The sequence below is a fragment of the Streptococcus sp. M334 genome, from assembly GCF_000187745.1.
Taxonomy (GTDB): Bacteria; Bacillota; Bacilli; order Lactobacillales; family Streptococcaceae; genus Streptococcus.
Map to the genome: position 1 here is coordinate 61,848 of NZ_GL732490.1, position 20,241 is coordinate 82,088.

Genomic DNA, 20,241 nt, shown 5'->3' on the forward strand with positions numbered 1-20,241 from the left:
TAAATGATGAAACAGAGCAATCCCAGAATAAGATTCAAAGAATTTAATAACAAGTGGGGTAATTACAAATTAGGTCAGCTGGGAAGTTTTAAATCAGGTATAGGCTTTCCAGATAGTCAACAAGGTGGTACAGAAGGAATTCCATTTTTTAAGGTTTCTGATATGAATAATATTGGAAATGAAACTGAGATGAGAAATGCAAACAATTATGTTACACAGGAGCAAATTGTGAAAAATAGCTGGAATGTTGTTAAAGACACCCCAGCTATCATCTTTGCTAAAGTCGGTGCTGCATTAATGTTAAATAGAAAACGGTTAGTTACTAAAACTTTTCTGATTGACAATAATACTATGAGTTATTCTCTTAATAAATCATGGGATAAAGATTTTGGTTTGACATTATTTCAAACGATATATTTACCCAAGTATGCACAAATCGGTGCCCTTCCTTCATACAATGCTAGTGATATAGCGACGATAAAGGTTAATGTGCCTAATATTCAAGAACAATCCGCCATCGGTACCCTTTTTCGTACCCTCGACGACCTTTTGGCGAGCTATAAGGACAATCTCGCTAACTACCAATCTCTCAAGGCGACTATGCTATCCAAGATGTTTCCCAAAGCTGGACAGACAGTCCCTGAGATTCGTTTGGATGGATTTGAAGGTGAGTGGGAGAAAACTACTTTAGAAAAATCTACAGATCGTGTAAAATCTTACTCTTTGTCAAGAGATGTTGAGACGAATCAAGATACAGGTCTAAAGTACATACATTATGGTGATATTCATCTAGGAAAAGTTTCTATGATAGATGATGGAAATTCAATTCCATATATTAAAACTGATACAAAATTAAGTGAATTTCTACAGCAGGGAGATTTAATTTTCGCTGATGCTTCAGAAGATTACAAAGGAATTGCAGAAGTTGCAGTAGTTGTTGATGCTCTATCAGAAAAAATAGTTGCAGGCCTTCATACGATAGCTGTTAGACCTCAGTCAATTTTTGATTCAATTTTCTTATATTTCATGTTTAAAACTCAAACATTTAGAAAATATGGCTATAAAGTAGGTACAGGTATGAAAGTATTTGGAATAAGTCCATCAAACTTAATGAAATATGAATTTTACTATCCTGATAAAAAAGAACAACAAGCCATCGGTTTCTATTTTTCAAACCTCGATAACCTCATCAACTCACACCAAGAAAAAATTTCTCAATTGGAAACACTCAAAAAGAAACTCTTGCAGGATATGTTTATATAAGATTGGAGAGACTATGACGAAAAAATTAAAAACTACTCAAATTTCTTTGTTTCTTAATAGTAGATTAGTTAAAAATTTTGAAGATTGTCTAAAAGATAAGTTTAAATATGATGAATACCCATTAAATAGTGTGATTGGGCTAGAGGGGAAAATATTTGTTCAAAAATCAGATCCTAAATCGCCCTCTTGGGAGGATGAGTTGAATCAATTATCTGCCCAAAAGATAGAATTTGCTAAAAATGTTCCTAATAAGGCTGTGGTAGTATTAAAATATAAAAGAAGATTTTTTAGTATAACATTCGGATATGGTAGATCAATGTTAAATGAATCAGCTATTATTCGAAATTTCGGTTTGAAAGTTGCAGCTAATTTAATAGATAAAGATAAAATAAGAAGCATGAATATAACTAGTATTGAAGATGTCATAGTCTCATCTCAAAGACAAAGTTCGATTTATGCTTCTCAAGATATATTTGCTCTAGATACTAGGAAAAATCTATTACAGTCTGTCTCAGGAGCGCCTGCTTTGGAGAGTGTAGCATCATTTCTTGTAGGAACAGATAGTTTAGTAGCTAGTCGAAAGATGAATATAACTGATATTAAAGATAGTATTGATTTTTATTATAATAGTTATAAAAAAAATGATTATAAAAATAATGGTTTTTCATGGCTCGATAATATTTTGGAAGTGAGAGAAAAAAATTTAAAATATGATTTAGATAATCAATTATACCTGGAGATAACAGAGGATCGCTGTCCAACCATTGCTCCTAATACTTTACTTGATTGGGAGAATGTAGAAGGTTTTTTTCTTACTGGAACTGGAAACAGAGAAAGAGAGTTTTCAATTGAAATTGATTCGAACGCATATTTTTCAAAAATAGGGGGAAAAAATGAATCAAGTAGCACTTTTATATCGTCTTTAAAACGAAATAAATTAGTTGCCAAATATAGAGACACAGATGAGGAAAGAATAGTTGGAAGTTTATATTCATCATTAATTTTCGAAATAGATTATAACAGAGAAAAATATATTTTATGTTATGGTTCTTGGTATAAAATTAATAAAAAATTTTTTAATACTATAAAAACTGAAATTAATAATATTGTAGATACTATGCTTCCAATTGTTCTCCTAGCTTCTAATGGACAGAGCGAAGGAGATTTTAATAAAGCATTTTCTGCAAGTCATCCAGATTACTATATATTGGATAAAGAAATGTATCATGGGGATAGTTATGGAAGAAGTAGTGTTGAAGTGGCAGATATTGTGACCAAAGACAAAAAGTTAATTCATGTAAAAAAAGGAGGTTCTTCGTCAAAATTAAGTCATTTATTTTCTCAGGGTGTTGTGTCTGCTACTATCTTAGCTCAGGATATTAAAATGAAAGAATTCATTAATAAAAAATGCGGTTGTAAAATACTGAATCTATCAGAGACAAATAATGAGTTTGAAATTGTATTTGCAATCTTAGATAAACGAGTAACAGGAAAAGTAAAAAATTCTGATATATTACCATTCTTTTCAATGGTTAATTTATTTAATGCGATTCAACAATTAAAAAGCATGGGATTTAAATATTCAATTTTAAAAATTCCAGTAGTTTAAAAAGAAAGAAAAAATTAGATCTATGATTAAAGAAACAACACAAACTTCCCAGTCGCTTTACCAAGCCCTGTGGAACTCAGCGGATGTTCTCCGCTCTAAGATGGATGCTAATGACTACAAGTCCTATCTTTTGGGTATGGTCTTTTATAAGTACCTGTCAGATAAGATGCTCTTTTTCGTGGCGGAGACTATGGAGGAGGGGAGTGAGAGTCTAGAGGCTGCCCTTGAGGTCTATCGTAACTACTATGAGGATGCGGACACTCACGAGGATCTTCTTGCAGTCATGAAGGACGAACTCAACTATAGTATCAAGCCTGAGTTGACTTTTACGGCTCTGGTAGCACGTGTCAATGAGGGAACTTTCCAGTTGGAAGATTTGGCTCAGGGTTTTAGAGATATTGAGCAGAGTGATGAACTCTATGAAAATCTCTTTGAAGATATTGACCTCTATTCTAAAAAGCTAGGGGCGACTCCGCAAAAGCAAAACCAAACGGTGGCGGCGGTCATGAAGGAGTTGGCTGTGCTAGATGTGGCTGGACATGCTGGTGATATGCTGGGGGATGCCTATGAGTATCTGATCGGTCAGTTTGCGACTGACTCGGGGAAGAAGGCTGGTGAGTTCTATACACCTCAGCCTGTTGCCAAGCTCATGACTCAGATTGCCTTTTTGGGTCGTGAGGACCAGCTAGGCTTTACCATCTATGATGCGACTATGGGGTCTGGCTCCCTCTTGCTCAATGCCAAGAAGTACTCTCATAAACCGCAGACAGTAGTCTACTTTGGTCAGGAACTCAATACTTCAACCTATAACTTGGCTCGGATGAACATGATTCTGCACGGTGTTCCTGTTGAGAATCAATTCCTCCACAATGCCGATACCTTGGATGAAGACTGGCCGACTCAAGAGCCAACCAACTTTGACGGTGTTCTCATGAACCCTCCATACTCTGCCAAGTGGTCAGCAAACTCTGGATTCCTGAATGATCCTCGTTTCTCTCCTTTTGGGAAACTGGCACCCCAGTCCAAGGCTGACTTTGCCTTTCTTTTGCATGGTTACTACCATCTCAAGCAAGATAATGGAGTTATGGCTATCGTCCTTCCCCACGGTGTTCTTTTCCGTGGCAATGCGGAAGGGACAATTCGTAAGGCCTTGTTAGAAGAGGGGGCCATTGACACAGTTATCGGTCTTCCAGCCAATATCTTCTTTAACACCAGTATTCCGACCACGGTCATCATTCTCAAAAAGAACCGTACCGACCGTGATGTCTACTTTATCGATGCCTCTAAGGAGTTTGATAAGGGGAAAAATCAGAATATCATGACGGATGCTCATATAGAGAAGATTCTGGAAGCCTACAAGTCTCGTGAGGAGATGGACAAGTTTGCCCATCTGGCGAGCTATGAGGAAATCGTCGAAAATGACTACAACCTCAATATCCCTCGTTACGTAGATACCTTTGAGGAAGAAGAAGTCGAGCCACTGACAGACATCGTTAGCAAGATTAACACGACAAATGAAGCAATCCAAAACCAAACCGCTTCTCTACTTGAAATGCTCGGTCAACTACACGGAACCACACCAGAAGCCGATGCTGAATTCAAAGAGTTTTTGAAAGAGTTTGGAGGGTGATGGAGAAATAGTTAGATACATCTATCAGATTTGAAATACCAGCCAAATTAACTTTTGGTTGGTATTTGTTTTCTAAAAATGATATAATTAAATTACCTAAAAGGTAATTTAATTTAACAGAAAGGGACATATGAAGCTTATCTATACAAACAAAACTGTTGAAAAGCAGTGCACAGAGCTGAGGAGAGCGAAAAAGGATTTTTCGGATAAGGTTGCTGTAAAGTTGCATCTCTTGATTAACTTTTTGGAAGCGGCGGATTCTTTAGCTAGTGTGACAGCTTTTCCTAAATATCACTTTCATCAACTAAAGGGAAAGAGACAGGGGCAGTTTGCTTTGGATATAGATGGTCGAAGGAGTTCCTATCGGTTGATTGTAAAATTTCGTGACGAGGATTTAGAAAAAGTGTTTCCAAATCCTGTTGAGATCGAAATCTTAAAAATAGAGGAGGTCAGCAATCACTATGAGTAATAAAATTGTTGAATACAAAGACCTGATTGCTTTTCATCCAGGCCAGTATGTCAGTGAGTTAATCGAAGATTATAATGTAACGCAGAAGGAATTTGCGGAGCGTTTGGGAGTTTCGGCAAAGACTATCAGCAAGCTGGTCAATGCAGAGGAGTCCATTAGTAAGGAAACGGCTCATAAGTTAGCCAAGCTAAGTGGAGTTTCCATGCAAACCTGGCTTAATCTTCAGAATACTTACGATGTAAAAGTTGCAGAGATTGTAGAACAAAAAGAGCTAGAAGAAGGTAGCGAGAAAGACATCTGTGAGATGATTGATTTCAAGTATTTTAAGGAAGAAGGCTACGTGCCAGACAAACGCTATAGCTTGAAGGAAAAGATTATCGAGCTTCGAAAGATTCTAGGGGTGGCAAGTTTAGAAAACCTTACATCTTTTAACCATTTAGTCAGCTATCGTAATACACGTAAGTTTACGACTAAAAGTATAGTCAACTCCAATGTCATGCTGGAGTTGGCATCTAAAAAAGCACGTGATACAACAACTACCAAGCTCAACCGCAAAAAGCTAGAGAAAAGCTTGCCTGTTTTGAGAGAGTTGACCAGACAAGATCCAGAAGTTTTTCCTCAACGATTGTATGATATCTTGCTAGATTGTGGTGTTGTCCTAGTAGGTCTACCTGCTTTGCCAAATGCCAATCTAAATGGAGCGACTAAAAAATTTAGCAATGGTAGTGCCTTGCTTTTACTTACAGATCGAAACAAAGCATCAGATATTTTCTGGTTCTCACTCTTCCATGAGATTGGGCACATTCTGGAAAATGATTTTTCATCTGATGAAGGAAACAGTGAGTCCTATCTTCGTTCTGAGGAACAGGCAGACCGGTTTGCAAAAGATTTCTTGATTAGACCAGAAGATTATCAAGCTTTTGTAGAAACAGGAAACTTTGATAAGACAGATATCCTTCGATTTTCTGAGGAGATAGATATTCATCCTAGTGTCGTTTTGGGCAGATTACAAAATGAGGGTATTCTAGGTTTTGACCGTTTCCGAGAACTAAAAGAGAATTATTACTTTGTTTCCTAAGTGTCAGGAAATTTTTAGAAGAAGAAAAAAGAGTCATACATTCAGTCATGTGAAGTCATTAATTCGCTCATTTTTAAGATACAACCTTGTTTCCATATTTCCTGGAAACTGATAAAAAGCAAGGAGCAAGATGGAACAAACTAACCAAAAATCCCAGTGCCAGCAACTCTGGGCTAGAAACAAATACCTTGTTTTGAGCCATTCCAGCAATATTTACAATGAGATTCGCCAATACTTGAAGAATGAAGAGGTGGAGGTGAGTCAGGTTCAGGAGATGATTGACCGTGCCTGTCAGATTCCAGAACACAGGGGTCAGGTTTGCAACGCCTTTCAGCATATTTGGGGCTATTTCAAAAAGAAAGCGGTAGATGCCGAGCGACAAGATTATATGCTCTTGCTGGATCGCTATCGCTTTGGTCAGGCTTCTAAGGAAGATTTAATAGCTAAGACTCGGGACTTGCTTGAACTTTATCCAAATACTTACTTGCAACATTCGACTTTACTGAAAGGAGACTCCGATGAGACTTTGGCATGAGGACTTAATTTCTCAACTTCCCCGTCCTCAACTTTTGGGGCAACATCGAGAGTGTTGCGCCCTGCGTGGTAATGGCTGGGGCAGAAAGCATGCGACGGTGGACTATGTCTTTACCCACTCGCCCTATCGCCTCTATGACTATCATCGCTCGATTATGAAGGAGATGGCTGATCGTGGCTACAATGTCAGTCCAGAATGGTTGGACAAGAACTATCGTGGCAAGACCTGCCCTCCTTATCAAGACTTAGTAGAGGAGAAGTTGACTAGTCCTATATACAGCGAACATGACGCTGCCTACTATAAGGAGTGTCTGGACAATCTCCGAGAGAAGGGGATAGAGCTAGAGTAATTGTAAGAATTATCAACTCTTTATAACTCTTCTCGTAATTTTTTCGAATAATAAAAATGAGACCTTTAGAATGATTCTAAGGTCTTCTTTTTATGAGTGTTCAGATTTACTTTTAATAACTTTTGAGTTATAATTTTAAAAAAACCAAGCGTGAACTAAAGGACTTAAAAGAAAGAAGGTTAAGTGATGAAGAATAGTGCTATTGGGAGCAATTGGAAGGATGTCCAATCTGGGCTCTTTAGCAAAGAGGAAATCCTTGAAAGTGATATGCGAGTGGCTATTATGAGCGAATTGATTGAGGCCAGACATGAGCAAGGAATCAGCCAGAAAAAGCTAGAAGAACTTAGTGAGTAAGTCAACCTGTCATAGCTAGAATGGAAACAGGAAAGACTAGTCCCCAGTTGGATACGGTATTGAAAGTTTTAGCCAGTTTAGGAAAGACACTAGCAATCGTCCCACTTGAACAGAGAAAGAGTTGATAGGAAGAGGTTGGAAAACTTTAACAAATTTAACAGTTATAGTGCCTCAAGTGTATAATATAGAAAAATTATGCTTTATTTATATCAAGTGCGAACGAAGTGAGCTTTTATCGGATATTTCCCGCTATAGTGGTATTCTAGATAATAATTTATTATTATCTAGAACGGAATTTTTGAGAGTAAAATAGTTCGGGGAACTATTTTAGCCTGAGCATAGAAATGAAAAAGCGAAGTGCTCAAAAATTAGGAATGAAATTACGAAGTAAGTTGCTCCCGTCCGCACTTTTCAGGGAAATGTCAGAATTACAAAAGAAAAATCAACCTATAGTCTTTTCTAATAACAAGTCATAGTCACTTATAAGAATTACTAATAACACATTTGAACAGTCTAACTGAAATACGGCTTTAAAATAAGCTACACAAAGGATTTGAGGCATTTGTCTCGGGTCTTTTTCTTTTGTTTGAAACAGAGGTATAGTTTCAAACTATACCAAAGCCTAATTTTTTACAATTATACAGACGCTTTCTTTTCTGTTAAGATAGTTTCAACAACAAATTTTGGAGGACACATCATGTCAACTACAATCATCGGTTTCCCTCGTTTGGGCGAATTCCGCGAATTAAAATTTACAACTGAAAAATATTTTAGAAAAGAAATCTCAGAAGAAGAACTCTTGGCAGCCGCAAAAGACTTACGTGCAAAACACTGGAACATCGTCAAAGAAAAAGGCATCACTGAAATCCCATCAAATGACTTTTCTCACTATGACAACTTCCTAGATGCAGCTTTCCTTTTCAACGTGGTACCTGCTTCAGTTCAAAACTTGGACTTGTCTGACCTTGAGCGCTACTTCGCTTTGGGACGTGGTTACCAAGGAGAAAAAGGAGACGTTCGCGCCCTTCCAATGAAGAAATGGTTCAACACCAACTACCACTACATCGTTCCTAAATTTGAAAAAGACACTCAAGTAAAATTGGCAGGTCACAAAATCTTTGATGAGTTCCAAGAAGCAAAAGAACTTGGATTGAACACTCGTCCTGTTCTTGTAGGTCCATTCACTTTCCTTCAATTGTCAGACTTTGAAGAAGGCGTGAAAGCAGAAGACTTCGTAGATAGCTTAGTTGCTGCTTACCAAGAAGTTTTTGCAAAATTGGCTGAACTTGGTGCGACTCGCATCCAATTGGATGAAGCTGCTCTTGTGAAAGATTTGACTGCCGAAGAAAAAGCTCTCTTCTTGAATCTCTACAATAAACTCTTGGCTGACAAAAAAGGACTTGAAGTCTTGCTTCAAACTTACTTCGGAGACGTTCGTGACGTCTATGCTGACCTTGTGAACTTGCCAGTTGATGCTATCGGTCTTGACTTCGTTGAAGGTAAGAAAACTCTTGAACTCGTTAAAGGTGGTTTCCCAGCTGATAAGACTCTTTATGCAGGTATTGTCAATGGTAAAAACATCTGGCGCAACAACTACGAAAAGAGCTTGGCTGTTCTTGAGCAAATCCCAGCTGAAAACATTGTCTTGACAAGCTCATGCTCACTTCTTCATGTGCCATTTACAACTGCTAATGAAGAATTTGAACCAGCTATCTTGAACCACTTTGCCTTTGCAGTTGAAAAATTGGATGAGATTCGTGATTTGGATGCTATCCGCAATGGTCAAGGCGCAGAAGCTCTTGCAGCCAACAAAGAACTCTTTGCGACTGAGCGTGTTGGTGAAAATGCGGAACTTCGTGCGCGCATCGCTGGCTTGACGGACGCAGACTACACTCGTTTGCCAGCCTTTGCAGAACGTGAAGCTATCCAAGAAGAAGCTTTCAAACTTCCAGCTCTTCCAACAACAACTATCGGTTCATTCCCTCAAACTAAAGAAGTTCGTGCCAAACGTTTGGCTTACCGTAAAGGTGAATTGTCTCAAGAAGAGTACGACGCTTTCCTTGCTGAAACGATCGATGAATGGATCAAATGGCAAGAAGATATCGACTTTGATGTCCTTGTTCATGGTGAGTTTGAGCGTAATGACATGGTTGAGTACTTCGGTCAAAACTTGTCAGGTTACCTCTTCTCTAAAAATGGTTGGGTACAATCTTACGGTATGCGTGGGGTGAAACCACCAATCATCTGGGGTGATGTTACTCGTCTTAACCCAATCACTGTTAAATGGTCTAGCTATGCACAAAGCCGTACAAACAAACCTGTTAAAGGGATGTTGACTGGACCTGTTACAATTCTTAACTGGTCATTCCCACGTGAAGACATCTCTATCAAGGATTCTACTCTTCAAATCGCCCTTGCTATCAAGGATGAAGTGCTTGACCTTGAAGCTGCTGGTGTGAAAATCATCCAAATCGACGAGGCTGCTCTTCGTGAAAAATTGCCACTTCGTCGTAGCGACTGGTACGAAGACTACCTTGACTGGGCAATTCCTGCCTTCCGCTTGGTACACTCAACAGTAGCGCCAGATACACAAATCCACACTCACATGTGTTACTCAGAATTTACAGATATCATTCCAGCTATCGACAACATGGATGCGGACGTTATTTCCTTTGAAGCTAGCCGTTCAAATCTCGAAATCTTGGACGAACTCAAAGCGAAAAACTTCCAAACTGAAGTGGGACCTGGGGTTTACGATATCCACTCACCTCGTGTGCCGAACGAAGGCGAAATCGATAATACTATCGAAGCTATCCTTGCTAAAGTACCAAGCAAGAAAGTTTGGATCAACCCTGACTGTGGTTTGAAAACACGTGGTATTCCAGAAACAAAAGAAAGCTTGCTCCGCCTTGTTGAAGCAGCTAAAGCTGCGCGTGAGAAATTGTAAGATAAGATTTCTCAAGAAGCGCTGTTTGGTCAATCTGCCTGTTTCACTTGGGTTCTAGGAGTCCAGCTAACGAAAAAATCAACTAGAAAAGGATAATGACTATGTCACGCCAAACACCGTCACTCTCATTTGAAGTGTTCCCTCCCAACCCAGCCGTGGGTAATGATAAAATTATTTCTGCTCTTCAAGATATGCAGGGGTTGGCTCCCCACTTTATCAGTGTGACTGCCAGCAATAATAAATTTAATATCAAGGAAACGACGGTCCGTTTGGCCGACTTTATCCAAAATGACTTGGCGATTCCGACTATTGCTCATTTGCCAGCCATCTATTTGACTAAGGACAAGGTTGCTGAATCCATTGCTGATTTGGACAAGGTTGGAGTGCAGAAAATCTTGGCTCTTCGTGGGGATATTATTCCTGATGTGGAACCACAAAAGGATTTCCGCTATGCAACCGACTTGATTGAGTTCATCAAGGAACAAGCCCCTCACTTTGATATTGTTGGTGCTTGTTATCCAGAAGGGCATCCAGATTCACCAAATCAGATTTCAGATATTCAAAATCTTAAGAAGAAAGTAGATGCAGGCTGTTCGAGCCTTGTAACTCAGCTTTTCTTTGACAATGAGCGCTTCTATGATTTCCAAGACAAGTGCATCTTGGCTGGGATTGATATTCCTATTCATGCAGGGATTATGCCAATTCTGAATCGAAATCAGGCTCTCCGTCTCTTGAAGACTTGTGAGAATATCCATCTTCCACGCAAATTTAAAGCCATCTTAGACAAGTATGAGCATGACCCTGAGTCGCTCAGAGCAGCAGGACTTGCCTATGCGGTGGACCAAATCGTGGACTTGGTAACTCAGGATGTTGCCGGTGTGCATCTCTACACTATGAACAATGCAGAAACTGCAAAATACATCCACCAAGCAACTCATGCCTTGTTTAATCACCAGTCTCTAGGATAATAAAAAGCAAACCATTCTTCTCAGGTGAGGGGAATGGTTCCTTTTTAATGGTAAAGACCGCACTTTTTAAGAAAAATATGATAAAATAGACTCTGTACGTACTTGATACAAAGATGAGGGTATTAAAAAATAATGCATTTAAACTGAAAGGATTAGCGACACGAACGAGTCAAATCGATGTTATTTGACGAGAGAGTTAGTAAAGCATTTAGCTAATTGCCTGATAGCGATTAGCGTGAAAGGATTAGATGCTTTAGCATCAAACCTTTCTAATGATTTATATCTTGAGTAGTTGAACACGGGCTAAATCCCTAGTGAAAAAGATAGATTTCCTGGTGTACATGGTACACTGCGTCAATCTCCTATTTTCATATGGGATTCTTCACGCCCTTAGTATCTTGAGAATTGAACACGCCTACAACTCTTTGGAAAAAGATAAATCTGCCTAGGAGCAGTCGCTCCGTCGTCCGATTTCCTATTTTCCTTTGAGTTGCTTAACGGCTTTGTATCTTGATCTTTGTAGGCAAGACGTATAATATTATCAATCCAAAGGGGATTAAAATGACAAAACAAGTGTTTCAAACGACTTTTGCGGGTCGTGAGTTAATTGTAGAGACTGGTCAGGTTGCTAAGCAAGCCAATGGCTCTGTTGTTGTACGTTACGGTGAGTCAACTGTCTTGACTGCTGCCGTTATGTCTAAGAAGATGGCAACTGGGGATTTCTTCCCTCTTCAAGTCAACTACGAAGAAAAAATGTATGCGGCTGGGAAGTTTCCTGGTGGCTTTATGAAACGTGAAGGACGTCCTTCAACAGATGCGACCTTGACAGCGCGTTTGATTGACCGTCCAATCCGTCCTATGTTTGCGGAAGGTTTCCGTAATGAAGTCCAAGTCATCAATACCGTGCTTTCTTATGATGAAAATGCTTCTGCACCAATGGCTGCTATGTTTGGTTCATCCTTGGCGCTTTCTATCTCAGATATTCCATTTGACGGACCAATCGCCGGTGTCCAAGTGGGTTATGTGGATGGTCAAATCATCATCAACCCAAGTCAAGAACAAGCAGAGCAATCTCTCCTTGAATTGACAGTAGCTGGTACCAAGCACGCCATCAACATGGTAGAGTCTGGTGCCAAAGAATTGTCAGAAGAAATCATGTTGGAAGCCCTTCTTAAAGGGCACGAAGCGGTCAAAGAATTGATTGCTTTCCAAGAAGAAATCGTTGCTGCTGTCGGTAAGGAAAAAGCAGAAGTAGAATTGCTTCGTGTGGATGCTGACTTGCAAGCTGAAATCATCGCAGCCTATAACAGCGACCTCCAAAAAGCTGTTCAAGTAGAAGAAAAATTGGCACGTGAAGCTGCAACTCAAGCAGTCAAAGACCAAGTAACTGCTGTTTACGAAGAAAAATATGCAGATCATGAAGAATTTGACCGTATCATGCGTGATGTTGCTGAAATCTTGGAACAAATGGAACATGCTGAAGTGCGCCGTTTGATCACAGAAGACAAGGTACGTCCTGATGGTCGTAAGGTCGATGAAATCCGTCCTTTGGATGCGGTTGTTGACTTCCTTCCTCGTGTACACGGTTCTGGTCTCTTCACTCGTGGCCAAACTCAAGCTCTTTCAGTCTTGACCTTGGCTCCGATGGGGGAAACTCAAATCATCGATGGTTTGGACCCAGAGTACAAGAAACGCTTTATGCATCACTATAACTTCCCACAATACTCTGTAGGGGAAACAGGTCGTTACGGTGCGCCAGGTCGTCGTGAGATTGGTCACGGTGCTCTCGGTGAGCGTGCCCTTGCTCAAGTCTTGCCAAGCTTGGAAGAATTCCCATACGCTATCCGTCTAGTAGCAGAAGTTTTGGAATCAAACGGTTCTTCCTCTCAAGCCTCTATCTGTGCGGGAACTCTTGCTCTTATGGCTGGTGGTGTGCCAATTAAGGCGCCAGTAGCAGGGATTGCCATGGGTCTCATCTCAGATGGAAACAACTATACAGTCTTGACAGATATCCAAGGTTTGGAAGACCACTTTGGAGACATGGACTTCAAGGTTGCAGGTACTCGTGACGGGATTACAGCCCTTCAAATGGATATCAAGATCCAAGGGATTACTGCAGAAATCTTGACTGAGGCTCTTGCCCAAGCCAAGAAAGCTCGTTTTGAAATCCTTGATGTGATTGAAGCAACCATTCCAGAAGTTCGTCCAGAATTGGCTCCAACTGCTCCGAAAATTGATACCATCAAGATTGATGTGGACAAGATTAAGATTGTCATCGGTAAGGGTGGAGAAACCATCGACAAGATTATCGCTGAAACAGGCGTTAAGATTGATATCGACGAAGAAGGAAATGTGTCTATCTACTCTAGCGACCAAGATGCCATTAATCGTGCTAAAGAGATTATTGCTGGTTTGGTCCGTGAAGCTAAGGTGGACGAAGTTTACCGTGCCAAAGTCGTTCGTATCGAGAAATTTGGTGCCTTTGTTAACCTTTTTGATAAGACAGATGCCCTTGTTCATATCTCTGAGATGGCTTGGACGCGTACCAATAATGTCGAAGACTTGGTAGCAATCGGGGATGAAGTTGATGTTAAGGTTATCAAGATTGATGAAAAAGGACGTGTGGATGCTTCTATGAAAGCTCTTCTTCCTCGTCCTCCAAAACCTGAACGTGATGAAAAAGGCGAAAAGTCTGAGAGACCTCACCGCCCACGTCATCACAAGGACCACAAACCTAAGAAAGAATTTACAGAAACACCAAAAGATTCAGAATAAGAAAAGGAGAAATGTATGGGATGGTGGCGCGAAACCATTGATATCGTAAAAGAAAATGATCCAGCGGCCCGCACCACTTTGGAGGTTTTACTGACTTATCCAGGTGTCAAGGCCTTGGCGGCCCACCGTCTTTCACATTTTCTCTGGAAGCATGGCTTCAAACTCTTGGCTCGTATGCACAGTCAGTTTTGGCGCTTTTGGACTCAGATTGAGATTCATCCAGGTGCCCAGATTGATTCAGGTGTCTTTATCGACCATGGTTCGGGTTTGGTGATTGGGGAAACAGCGATCGTTGAAAAAGGTGTTCTTCTTTATCACGGGGTGACTCTTGGTGGGACTGGTAAGGATGTTGGCAAACGCCATCCGACTGTACGTAAAGGAGCTCTCATATCGGCTCATGCCCAAGTCATCGGACCGGTAGAAATCGGTGAAAATGCCAAAGTCGGTGCAGCAGCAGTTGTCGTGGCAGACGTACCTAGTGATGTGACAGTGGTCGGTATTCCTGCTAAGATTGTCCGTGTACATGGTAAGAAAGACGAGCCGATCATTCACGAAGTTGAAGAAAAACGAGAGTACTACGTCAATAAACTCGAGCAGGCTAAAGAAGCTAGTCACAGATCGTCTGGTTTGTAGAGGATACCTATATGATTCAAGCAAAAAACAAGTTAAGCCAAGAGGAGTTATCTGAGGCGAAAAAACTAATTAAGTGTTGCCAAAACTATGACGGTACCTATCGTGATCCCTATCTCTCTAACATGCTTAATTTTGACCCAAACATGCCCGCCTTTTTCCTTTATTATGAAAAAGGCGAACTTGTTGGTTTATTAACTGTCTATGCAGATGACCAAGATGTGGAAGTGACGATACTGGTTCATCCAAATCATCGCCGTCAGGGGATTGCGCGTGCATTGTTTACTGGTTTTGAGAAAGAAACAGCTTCTTTCTCTATTTGTTCAGTCACTTTTCAGACAGAGCGTGTTTTTCTAGACCGCCATCCTGATTTTGTTAGCAACTGGGGATTGGTAGAGGATGAGGATACAGAAACCTGGTTAGGTAAGGATAGAAAACCTTATCAGTTAGCAAAGGTTTCTAATCTTGAAGTTTTGTTAGCAGATAGTTCGTATCAGGAGCAAATCAGTCAGTTAAAATTTCAGGCATTTTCAGAGGAACATGAGTCTAGAGAGATTGTGGATAGATATGTCGCTGAAGCTCTGAAGGATCCAGAAAGTCGCTTATATATTTTGTTAAAAGACGGTCAGGTTATTGGGACTTGCACGGTTGATTTATCGAGCGATACGAATTACTTCTACGGGTTAGCAATATCGGAACCTGAACGTGGGAAAGGCTATGGAAGCTACTTAGCAAAATTCCTTGTCAACCAACTAGTTGAGCAAAATGATAAGGAATTTCAGATTGCAGTGGAAGATAGCAATGTAGGTGCCAAGCGCTTGTATGAAAAAATTGGCTTTGTCAAACAGACCCAGGTGGTTTATCTGAATGAGAAAGGAGCAAGGGATTCCGAAGTGTAGAGAGATTCGGACTGAAATTGAATTGAACTCTTAGTGATGAAACTAACTGTTCTTGGATTTTAGCTTTCCTGATTATGATTTATGATTAAAATTTACGACACCTTGAGCCGGAAGTAGACAGGAGAGACGCTTGAATGTTTAAGAATGAACCGTTCTGCTGCAGATTGGAATTGCTGTTTTCTGGTTTATTTTTCTGGTCCAGCAAGGATTTTGCTGAATACTTTGATTAGCTTAGGTATAATCATCTGGGCTTATCCCGCTAAGTGAAGGCGAAGCAGAACTAGAAAGGAAACTACGAGAATGGCAGTATATTTTTACGGCTGTATCACCATGGATGGCTACTTGGCAGACAGCCAGCACAGGATAGACTGGTTGCATCAGCTTGGTTCTGTAGAGGATACAGGCTATGATGAGTTTTACAGGCAAATGGATATCACCATCATGGGCAAGCGGACTTTTGAGGCAATTCAAGATTTGCAAGATGTAGAAAGTTTTTATCAAGCTACGGAAAACTATGTCTTTACGCATGATAGGCACCTGCCTGTCAGCAATTACCAGCCAGTAGCTGGGGATGTGGTGGACTTTGTTCACCAGATTGACAAAGGCAAAAATGTCTTTGTGATTGGTGGTAATTCCTTGGTAGGACCGCTCTTGGATGCAGATCTTTTCGACCACCTCATTATTCAGATAGCGCCCCTTATCCTGGGAAAGGGGGTTCCCCTCTTTACCCAAGAGGAAGGGCAGCGCTGTTACCAACTGGATAGCCTTAGACAATTTGGTCCTTTTGCAGAGCTGGTTTTCAGCCGAAAAAGTCAGAAATAGAGAAGGGAGTGGACCGCATGATTAAAATTTACGACACCATGTCTCGTGATTTGCGAGAATTTGTCCCGATTGAGGACGGCAAAGTTAAGATGTATGTTTGTGGGCCAACGGTGTACAACTATATCCACGTGGGGAATGCTCGTTCGACGGTGGCTTTTGATACCATTCGTCGCTACTTTGAGTACCGCGGTTACGAAGTTGCCTATATTTCCAATTTTACAGATGTGGATGATAAGATTATCAACCGTGCCAAGGAAGAAGGTATCACGCCTCAGGAAGTTGCGGACAAGTACATCGCTGCCTTTCGTGAAGATGTGACGGCCTTGGGCGTGAAACCTGCGACTCGCCATCCGCGTGTGGTGGAGTTTATGGCTGACATTATCCGTTTTGTGGAAGACTTGATTGAAAAAGGTTTTGCCTACGAGAGTCAAGGGGATGTTTATTTCCGTGTGGAAAAATCCCACAATTATGCCAAGTTGGCCAATAAAACCTTAGAAGATTTGGAGCTGGGTGCTTCAGGTCGTACCGATGAAGAAACGGCTCGTAAGGAAAATCCTGTAGACTTTGCCCTCTGGAAATCTGCCAAGCCAGGCGAGATTTCTTGGGATAGTCCTTGGGGACCTGGTCGTCCGGGCTGGCATATCGAGTGTTCAGTCATGTCGACAGAGATTTTAGGTGATACCATTGATATCCACGGCGGTGGAGCTGACCTTGAGTTTCCACACCACACCAACGAGATTGCCCAGTCAGAAGCCAAAACAGGCAAGACCTTTGCCAACTACTGGATGCACAATGGCTTTGTCAATATCGATAATGTCAAGATGTCCAAGTCCTTGGGCAACTTTATTACCGTACATGATGCCCTTAAAACTCTTGATGGGCAAGTACTTCGTTTCTTCTTTGCGACTCAACATTATCGCAAGCCTATCAACTTTACGGAAAAGGCAGTGCGAGACGCTGAGACTAATCTCAAGTATTTGAAGAACACTTACGAGCAACCATTTTCAGGAACTGTAGATGCTCAAGAGTTACAAACCTTTAAAGATAAGTTTGTAGCCGCTATGGATGAAGATTTTAACGCTGCCAACGGTATCACAGTTGTCTTTGAGATGGCCAAATGGATAAACTCTGGCAATTATGATGCAAGTGTCAAGCAAGCTCTTGCGTCTATGTTGGAAGTCTTTGGGATTGTCTTTGTTGAGGAAGTTTTGGATGCAGAGATTGAAGCCTTGATTCAAAAACGCCAAGAAGCGCGTGCCAATCGTGACTTTGCGACAGCAGACCAGATTCGTGATCAACTGGCTGCTCAAGGCATTAAACTATTGGATACAAAAGATGGAGTGAGGTGGACACGTGATTGATGTCAATCTCATTAACGGGATTGCGCTAGCCTTTGAGGGGGACGCGGTTTATTCTATGTATATTCGCCGTCACCTCATCCTCAAAGGTATGACCAAGCCCAATAAACTCCACCAAGAGGCGACCAAGTATGTGTCGGCTAAAGCTCAGGCTCGCCTGATTTCCCTCATGTTGGAGGAGCAAGTCCTGACGGAAAAAGAAGAAGAAATCTACAAACGTGGTCGCAATACCAATAGTCACACCAAGGCCAAAAATGCTGATGTGGTGACTTACCGTATGTCCACAGGTTTTGAAGCAGTGATGGGCTATCTCCATATGACTGAAAATCTGGAACGTCTTGAGAGCTTGATTTCATGGTGCATCCAAAAAGTGGAGGGCTAGGACATGATGGCAAAAGAACTACAAGACTGGTTTCCTGAAGCTCAGATTTCAGACCAACCAGTAGAGAAAGAGGGCTTTCTCACTCTCCCTCTAGTTTCTCAGCAGTGGATTTTGCTGGAGGAAGCTGGGCTCAGTGAGCGTGAAAAGCAGTTGATTTCTCTTTTGACCCAGCAGGAGCAGGCTCGTTCGCTCAATCCTTGGTATTCCTATCTGATTGAGGGGAAGGGACAGGCACCACAAACTTTTAAAAAGATTCAGTTGGTTTATTGTCATCTGTCCTATTTTCAGCAGGAAAATCTAGCTTCTTGGCTAGATATGATGCGGACTCTTTTTCCTAACTGTCAGACGGTGATTCAGGTCGGAGCTCAGGATTATGTTTTCGTGCTTCAACAAGACAAATACACCTCTGTACGAGCTATTTTAAGTGATACGATTGAAGCGGTTGAGTATGACTTTGGACTTCGTCTCTCTATCATGTTAGGTCAAGTTTGGTCTCAGACGGGGCATCAAGCCCTATCAGACTTAATCAAAGCGGAGCGAGATTTGTTTAAGACTTGGTGGCGTCAGGGTCACCAAGGTGTTCATACTTTTTCACAACTCTATCTTTGGAGTATGGGAGAAAGACTTGTGAACCTGAGAGCAATCAAGGAATGCTTGCACCAGATGATTCTGGATCAGGATCAGATTCAGGAAATTATTCTCTCTCTTTGGGAAAATAGTGCTGTCCTAACAAAAACAGCCCAGCAACTCTATCTGCACCGTAATTCTCTCCAATACAAGATTGATAAATGGGAAGAATTGACAGGGCTTCAGTTGAAGGAATTGACCGATCTGACCTTGTGTTATCAATTGATTTTACCAGATATTCTATAAAGTTTTGTGCAAGTTGCACAGAACTTTTTTATTTTTTTGGTCATCTTGCCATAGAAATGTAAAGCGTTTTCATTTATAATAAAACTATCAAAAGACAAAAGGAGTTCACCTCATGGTAGAATTAAATCTTAAAAATATTTACAAAAAATATCCAAACAGCGAACACTATTCAGTTGAAGATTTCAATTTGAACATCAAAGACAAAGAGTTCATCGTTTTCGTAGGACCTTCAGGATGTGGTAAATCAACTACTCTCCGTATGATTGCAGGTCTTGAAGATATTACAGAAGGTACTGCATCTATTGATGGCGTGGTTGTCAACGACGTAGCTCCAAAAGACCGTGACATCGCCATGGTATTCCAAAACTACGCTCTTTACCCACACATGACTGTTTATGATAACATGGCTTTCGGTTTGAAATTGCGTAAATACAGCAAGGAAGACATCGACAAACGTGTGCAAGAAGCAGCTGAAATCCTTGGATTAAAAGAATTCTTGGAACGTAAACCAGCTGACCTTTCAGGTGGTCAACGTCAACGTGTTGCCATGGGTCGTGCCATCGTCCGTGATGCAAAAGTATTCTTGATGGACGAACCTTTGTCTAACTTGGATGCTAAACTTCGTGTATCAATGCGTGCTGAAATCGCTAAAATTCACCGTCGTATCGGAGCTACAACTATCTACGTAACTCACGACCAAACAGAAGCGATGACACTTGCAGACCGTATCGTTATCATGTCAGCAACTAAGAACCCTGCTGGTACAGGTACTATCGGACGTGTAGAACAAATCGGTTCTCCTCAAGAAGTTTACAAAAACCCAGTTAACAAATTCGTTGCAGGATTCATCGGAAGCCCAGCTATGAACTTCATTAATGTGAAATTGGTTGGTAGCGAAATTGTTTCAGACGGTTTCCGTTTGAAAGTTCCAGAAGGTGCTTTGAAAGTACTTCGTGAAAAAGGCTATGAAGGTAAAGAATTGATCTTCGGTATCCGTCCAGAAGACGTGAATGCAGAAGAAGCATTCCTTGAAACATTCCCAGATTCAGTTGTAAAAGCGACTATCTCTGTATCAGAATTGCTTGGTTCAGAATCTCACCTTTACTGCCAAGTTGGTAAAGATGAATTTGTTGCCAAAGTGGATGCTCGTGACTACTTGCAAACAGGCGCAACAGTTGAACTTGGATTTGACTTGAACAAAGCCCACTTCTTCGATGTAGAAACTGAAAGAACAGTCTACTAAGATAAATGAAACTCAAAACACTGCTAGAAATCTGGCAGTGTTTTTTGCGGTTGAGTA

General features: G+C 40.9%; 17 protein-coding genes and 1 pseudogene. All 18 read left to right on the plus strand.

What is annotated here, in order from left to right; translation table 11 throughout:
- Nucleotides 1-6: 6 nt before the first annotated feature.
- The 18 genes and pseudogenes from HMPREF0851_RS12595 to HMPREF0851_RS12680 all read left to right on the plus strand — a co-directional run bounded on the left by HMPREF0851_RS12595 (nucleotide 7) and on the right by HMPREF0851_RS12680 (nucleotide 20,184).
- On the plus strand, nucleotides 7-1,263 hold the full coding sequence (locus tag HMPREF0851_RS12595; protein ID WP_009014390.1) for a restriction endonuclease subunit S: 1,257 nt from the start codon (nucleotides 7-9) through the stop codon (nucleotides 1,261-1,263).
- A gap of 13 nt (nucleotides 1,264-1,276) precedes the next feature.
- Complete coding sequence (locus HMPREF0851_RS12600; protein ID WP_000162798.1) at nucleotides 1,277-2,872, plus strand: TIGR04141 family sporadically distributed protein; 1,596 nt, start codon at nucleotides 1,277-1,279, stop codon at nucleotides 2,870-2,872.
- Between the two features lie 22 nt (nucleotides 2,873-2,894).
- The gene (locus HMPREF0851_RS12605; RefSeq protein WP_000588999.1) at nucleotides 2,895-4,502 is read left to right on the plus strand and encodes a type I restriction-modification system subunit M; all 1,608 of its coding nucleotides are present in this window, start codon (nucleotides 2,895-2,897) and stop codon (nucleotides 4,500-4,502) included.
- Between the two features lie 130 nt (nucleotides 4,503-4,632).
- On the plus strand, nucleotides 4,633-4,971 hold the full coding sequence (locus HMPREF0851_RS12610) for a type II toxin-antitoxin system RelE/ParE family toxin (protein ID WP_000767872.1): 339 nt from the start codon (nucleotides 4,633-4,635) through the stop codon (nucleotides 4,969-4,971).
- Nucleotides 4,964-6,049 (plus strand): HigA family addiction module antitoxin, encoded by a 1,086-nt coding sequence (locus tag HMPREF0851_RS12615; protein ID WP_000066250.1) that lies wholly within the window; start codon nucleotides 4,964-4,966, stop codon nucleotides 6,047-6,049. Before HMPREF0851_RS12610 ends, HMPREF0851_RS12615 begins: the two co-directional genes overlap by 8 nt.
- 130 nt (nucleotides 6,050-6,179) lie before the next feature.
- The gene (locus tag HMPREF0851_RS12620; protein WP_000438478.1) at nucleotides 6,180-6,584 is read left to right on the plus strand and encodes a YbgA family protein; all 405 of its coding nucleotides are present in this window, start codon (nucleotides 6,180-6,182) and stop codon (nucleotides 6,582-6,584) included.
- Nucleotides 6,568-6,933 (plus strand): TIGR02328 family protein, encoded by a 366-nt coding sequence (locus HMPREF0851_RS12625; protein WP_001241813.1) that lies wholly within the window; start codon nucleotides 6,568-6,570, stop codon nucleotides 6,931-6,933. The genes HMPREF0851_RS12620 and HMPREF0851_RS12625 overlap by 17 nt, the downstream gene beginning before the upstream one ends.
- A 186-nt stretch (nucleotides 6,934-7,119) precedes the next feature.
- Nucleotides 7,120-7,412 (plus strand): annotated as a pseudogene (locus HMPREF0851_RS12630) (helix-turn-helix domain-containing protein).
- 572 nt (nucleotides 7,413-7,984) lie between these two features.
- Nucleotides 7,985-10,234, plus strand: coding sequence for a 5-methyltetrahydropteroyltriglutamate--homocysteine S-methyltransferase (gene metE, locus HMPREF0851_RS12635; RefSeq protein WP_000108227.1), 2,250 nt, complete (start codon nucleotides 7,985-7,987; stop codon nucleotides 10,232-10,234).
- 101 nt (nucleotides 10,235-10,335) lie between these two features.
- On the plus strand, nucleotides 10,336-11,202 hold the full coding sequence (metF, locus tag HMPREF0851_RS12640; protein ID WP_009014391.1) for a methylenetetrahydrofolate reductase [NAD(P)H]: 867 nt from the start codon (nucleotides 10,336-10,338) through the stop codon (nucleotides 11,200-11,202).
- 561 nt (nucleotides 11,203-11,763) lie between these two features.
- Nucleotides 11,764-13,977 carry a polyribonucleotide nucleotidyltransferase gene (gene pnp, locus HMPREF0851_RS12645; protein ID WP_000166423.1) on the plus strand — a complete coding sequence of 738 codons (2,214 nt, stop codon included), beginning with the start codon at nucleotides 11,764-11,766 and terminating at the stop codon, nucleotides 13,975-13,977.
- Nucleotides 13,978-13,992: 15 nt separating this feature from the next.
- On the plus strand, nucleotides 13,993-14,610 hold the full coding sequence (gene cysE / locus HMPREF0851_RS12650; RefSeq protein ID WP_000539977.1) for a serine O-acetyltransferase: 618 nt from the start codon (nucleotides 13,993-13,995) through the stop codon (nucleotides 14,608-14,610).
- Nucleotides 14,611-14,621: 11 nt separating this feature from the next.
- Complete coding sequence (locus HMPREF0851_RS12655) at nucleotides 14,622-15,506, plus strand: GNAT family N-acetyltransferase (protein ID WP_000613615.1); 885 nt, start codon at nucleotides 14,622-14,624, stop codon at nucleotides 15,504-15,506.
- Nucleotides 15,507-15,806: 300 nt separating this feature from the next.
- Nucleotides 15,807-16,328, plus strand: coding sequence for a dihydrofolate reductase family protein (locus HMPREF0851_RS12660; RefSeq protein WP_000301982.1), 522 nt, complete (start codon nucleotides 15,807-15,809; stop codon nucleotides 16,326-16,328).
- 17 nt (nucleotides 16,329-16,345) lie between these two features.
- A complete protein-coding gene (gene cysS / locus HMPREF0851_RS12665; RefSeq protein ID WP_000591109.1) occupies nucleotides 16,346-17,689 on the plus strand; it encodes a cysteine--tRNA ligase in 1,344 nt (447 codons plus the stop codon).
- Entirely contained in the window at nucleotides 17,682-18,068 is a 387-nt protein-coding gene (locus HMPREF0851_RS12670; RefSeq protein WP_000567927.1) for a Mini-ribonuclease 3, read from the plus strand. Before cysS ends, HMPREF0851_RS12670 begins: the two co-directional genes overlap by 8 nt.
- A 3-nt stretch (nucleotides 18,069-18,071) precedes the next feature.
- Nucleotides 18,072-18,941, plus strand: a complete 870-nt coding sequence (locus HMPREF0851_RS12675; RefSeq protein WP_000968021.1) for a helix-turn-helix domain-containing protein — start codon at nucleotides 18,072-18,074, stop codon at nucleotides 18,939-18,941.
- 112 nt (nucleotides 18,942-19,053) lie between these two features.
- On the plus strand, nucleotides 19,054-20,184 hold the full coding sequence (locus tag HMPREF0851_RS12680) for an ABC transporter ATP-binding protein (RefSeq protein WP_000229956.1): 1,131 nt from the start codon (nucleotides 19,054-19,056) through the stop codon (nucleotides 20,182-20,184).
- The last annotated feature ends 57 nt before the right edge of the window (nucleotides 20,185-20,241 follow it).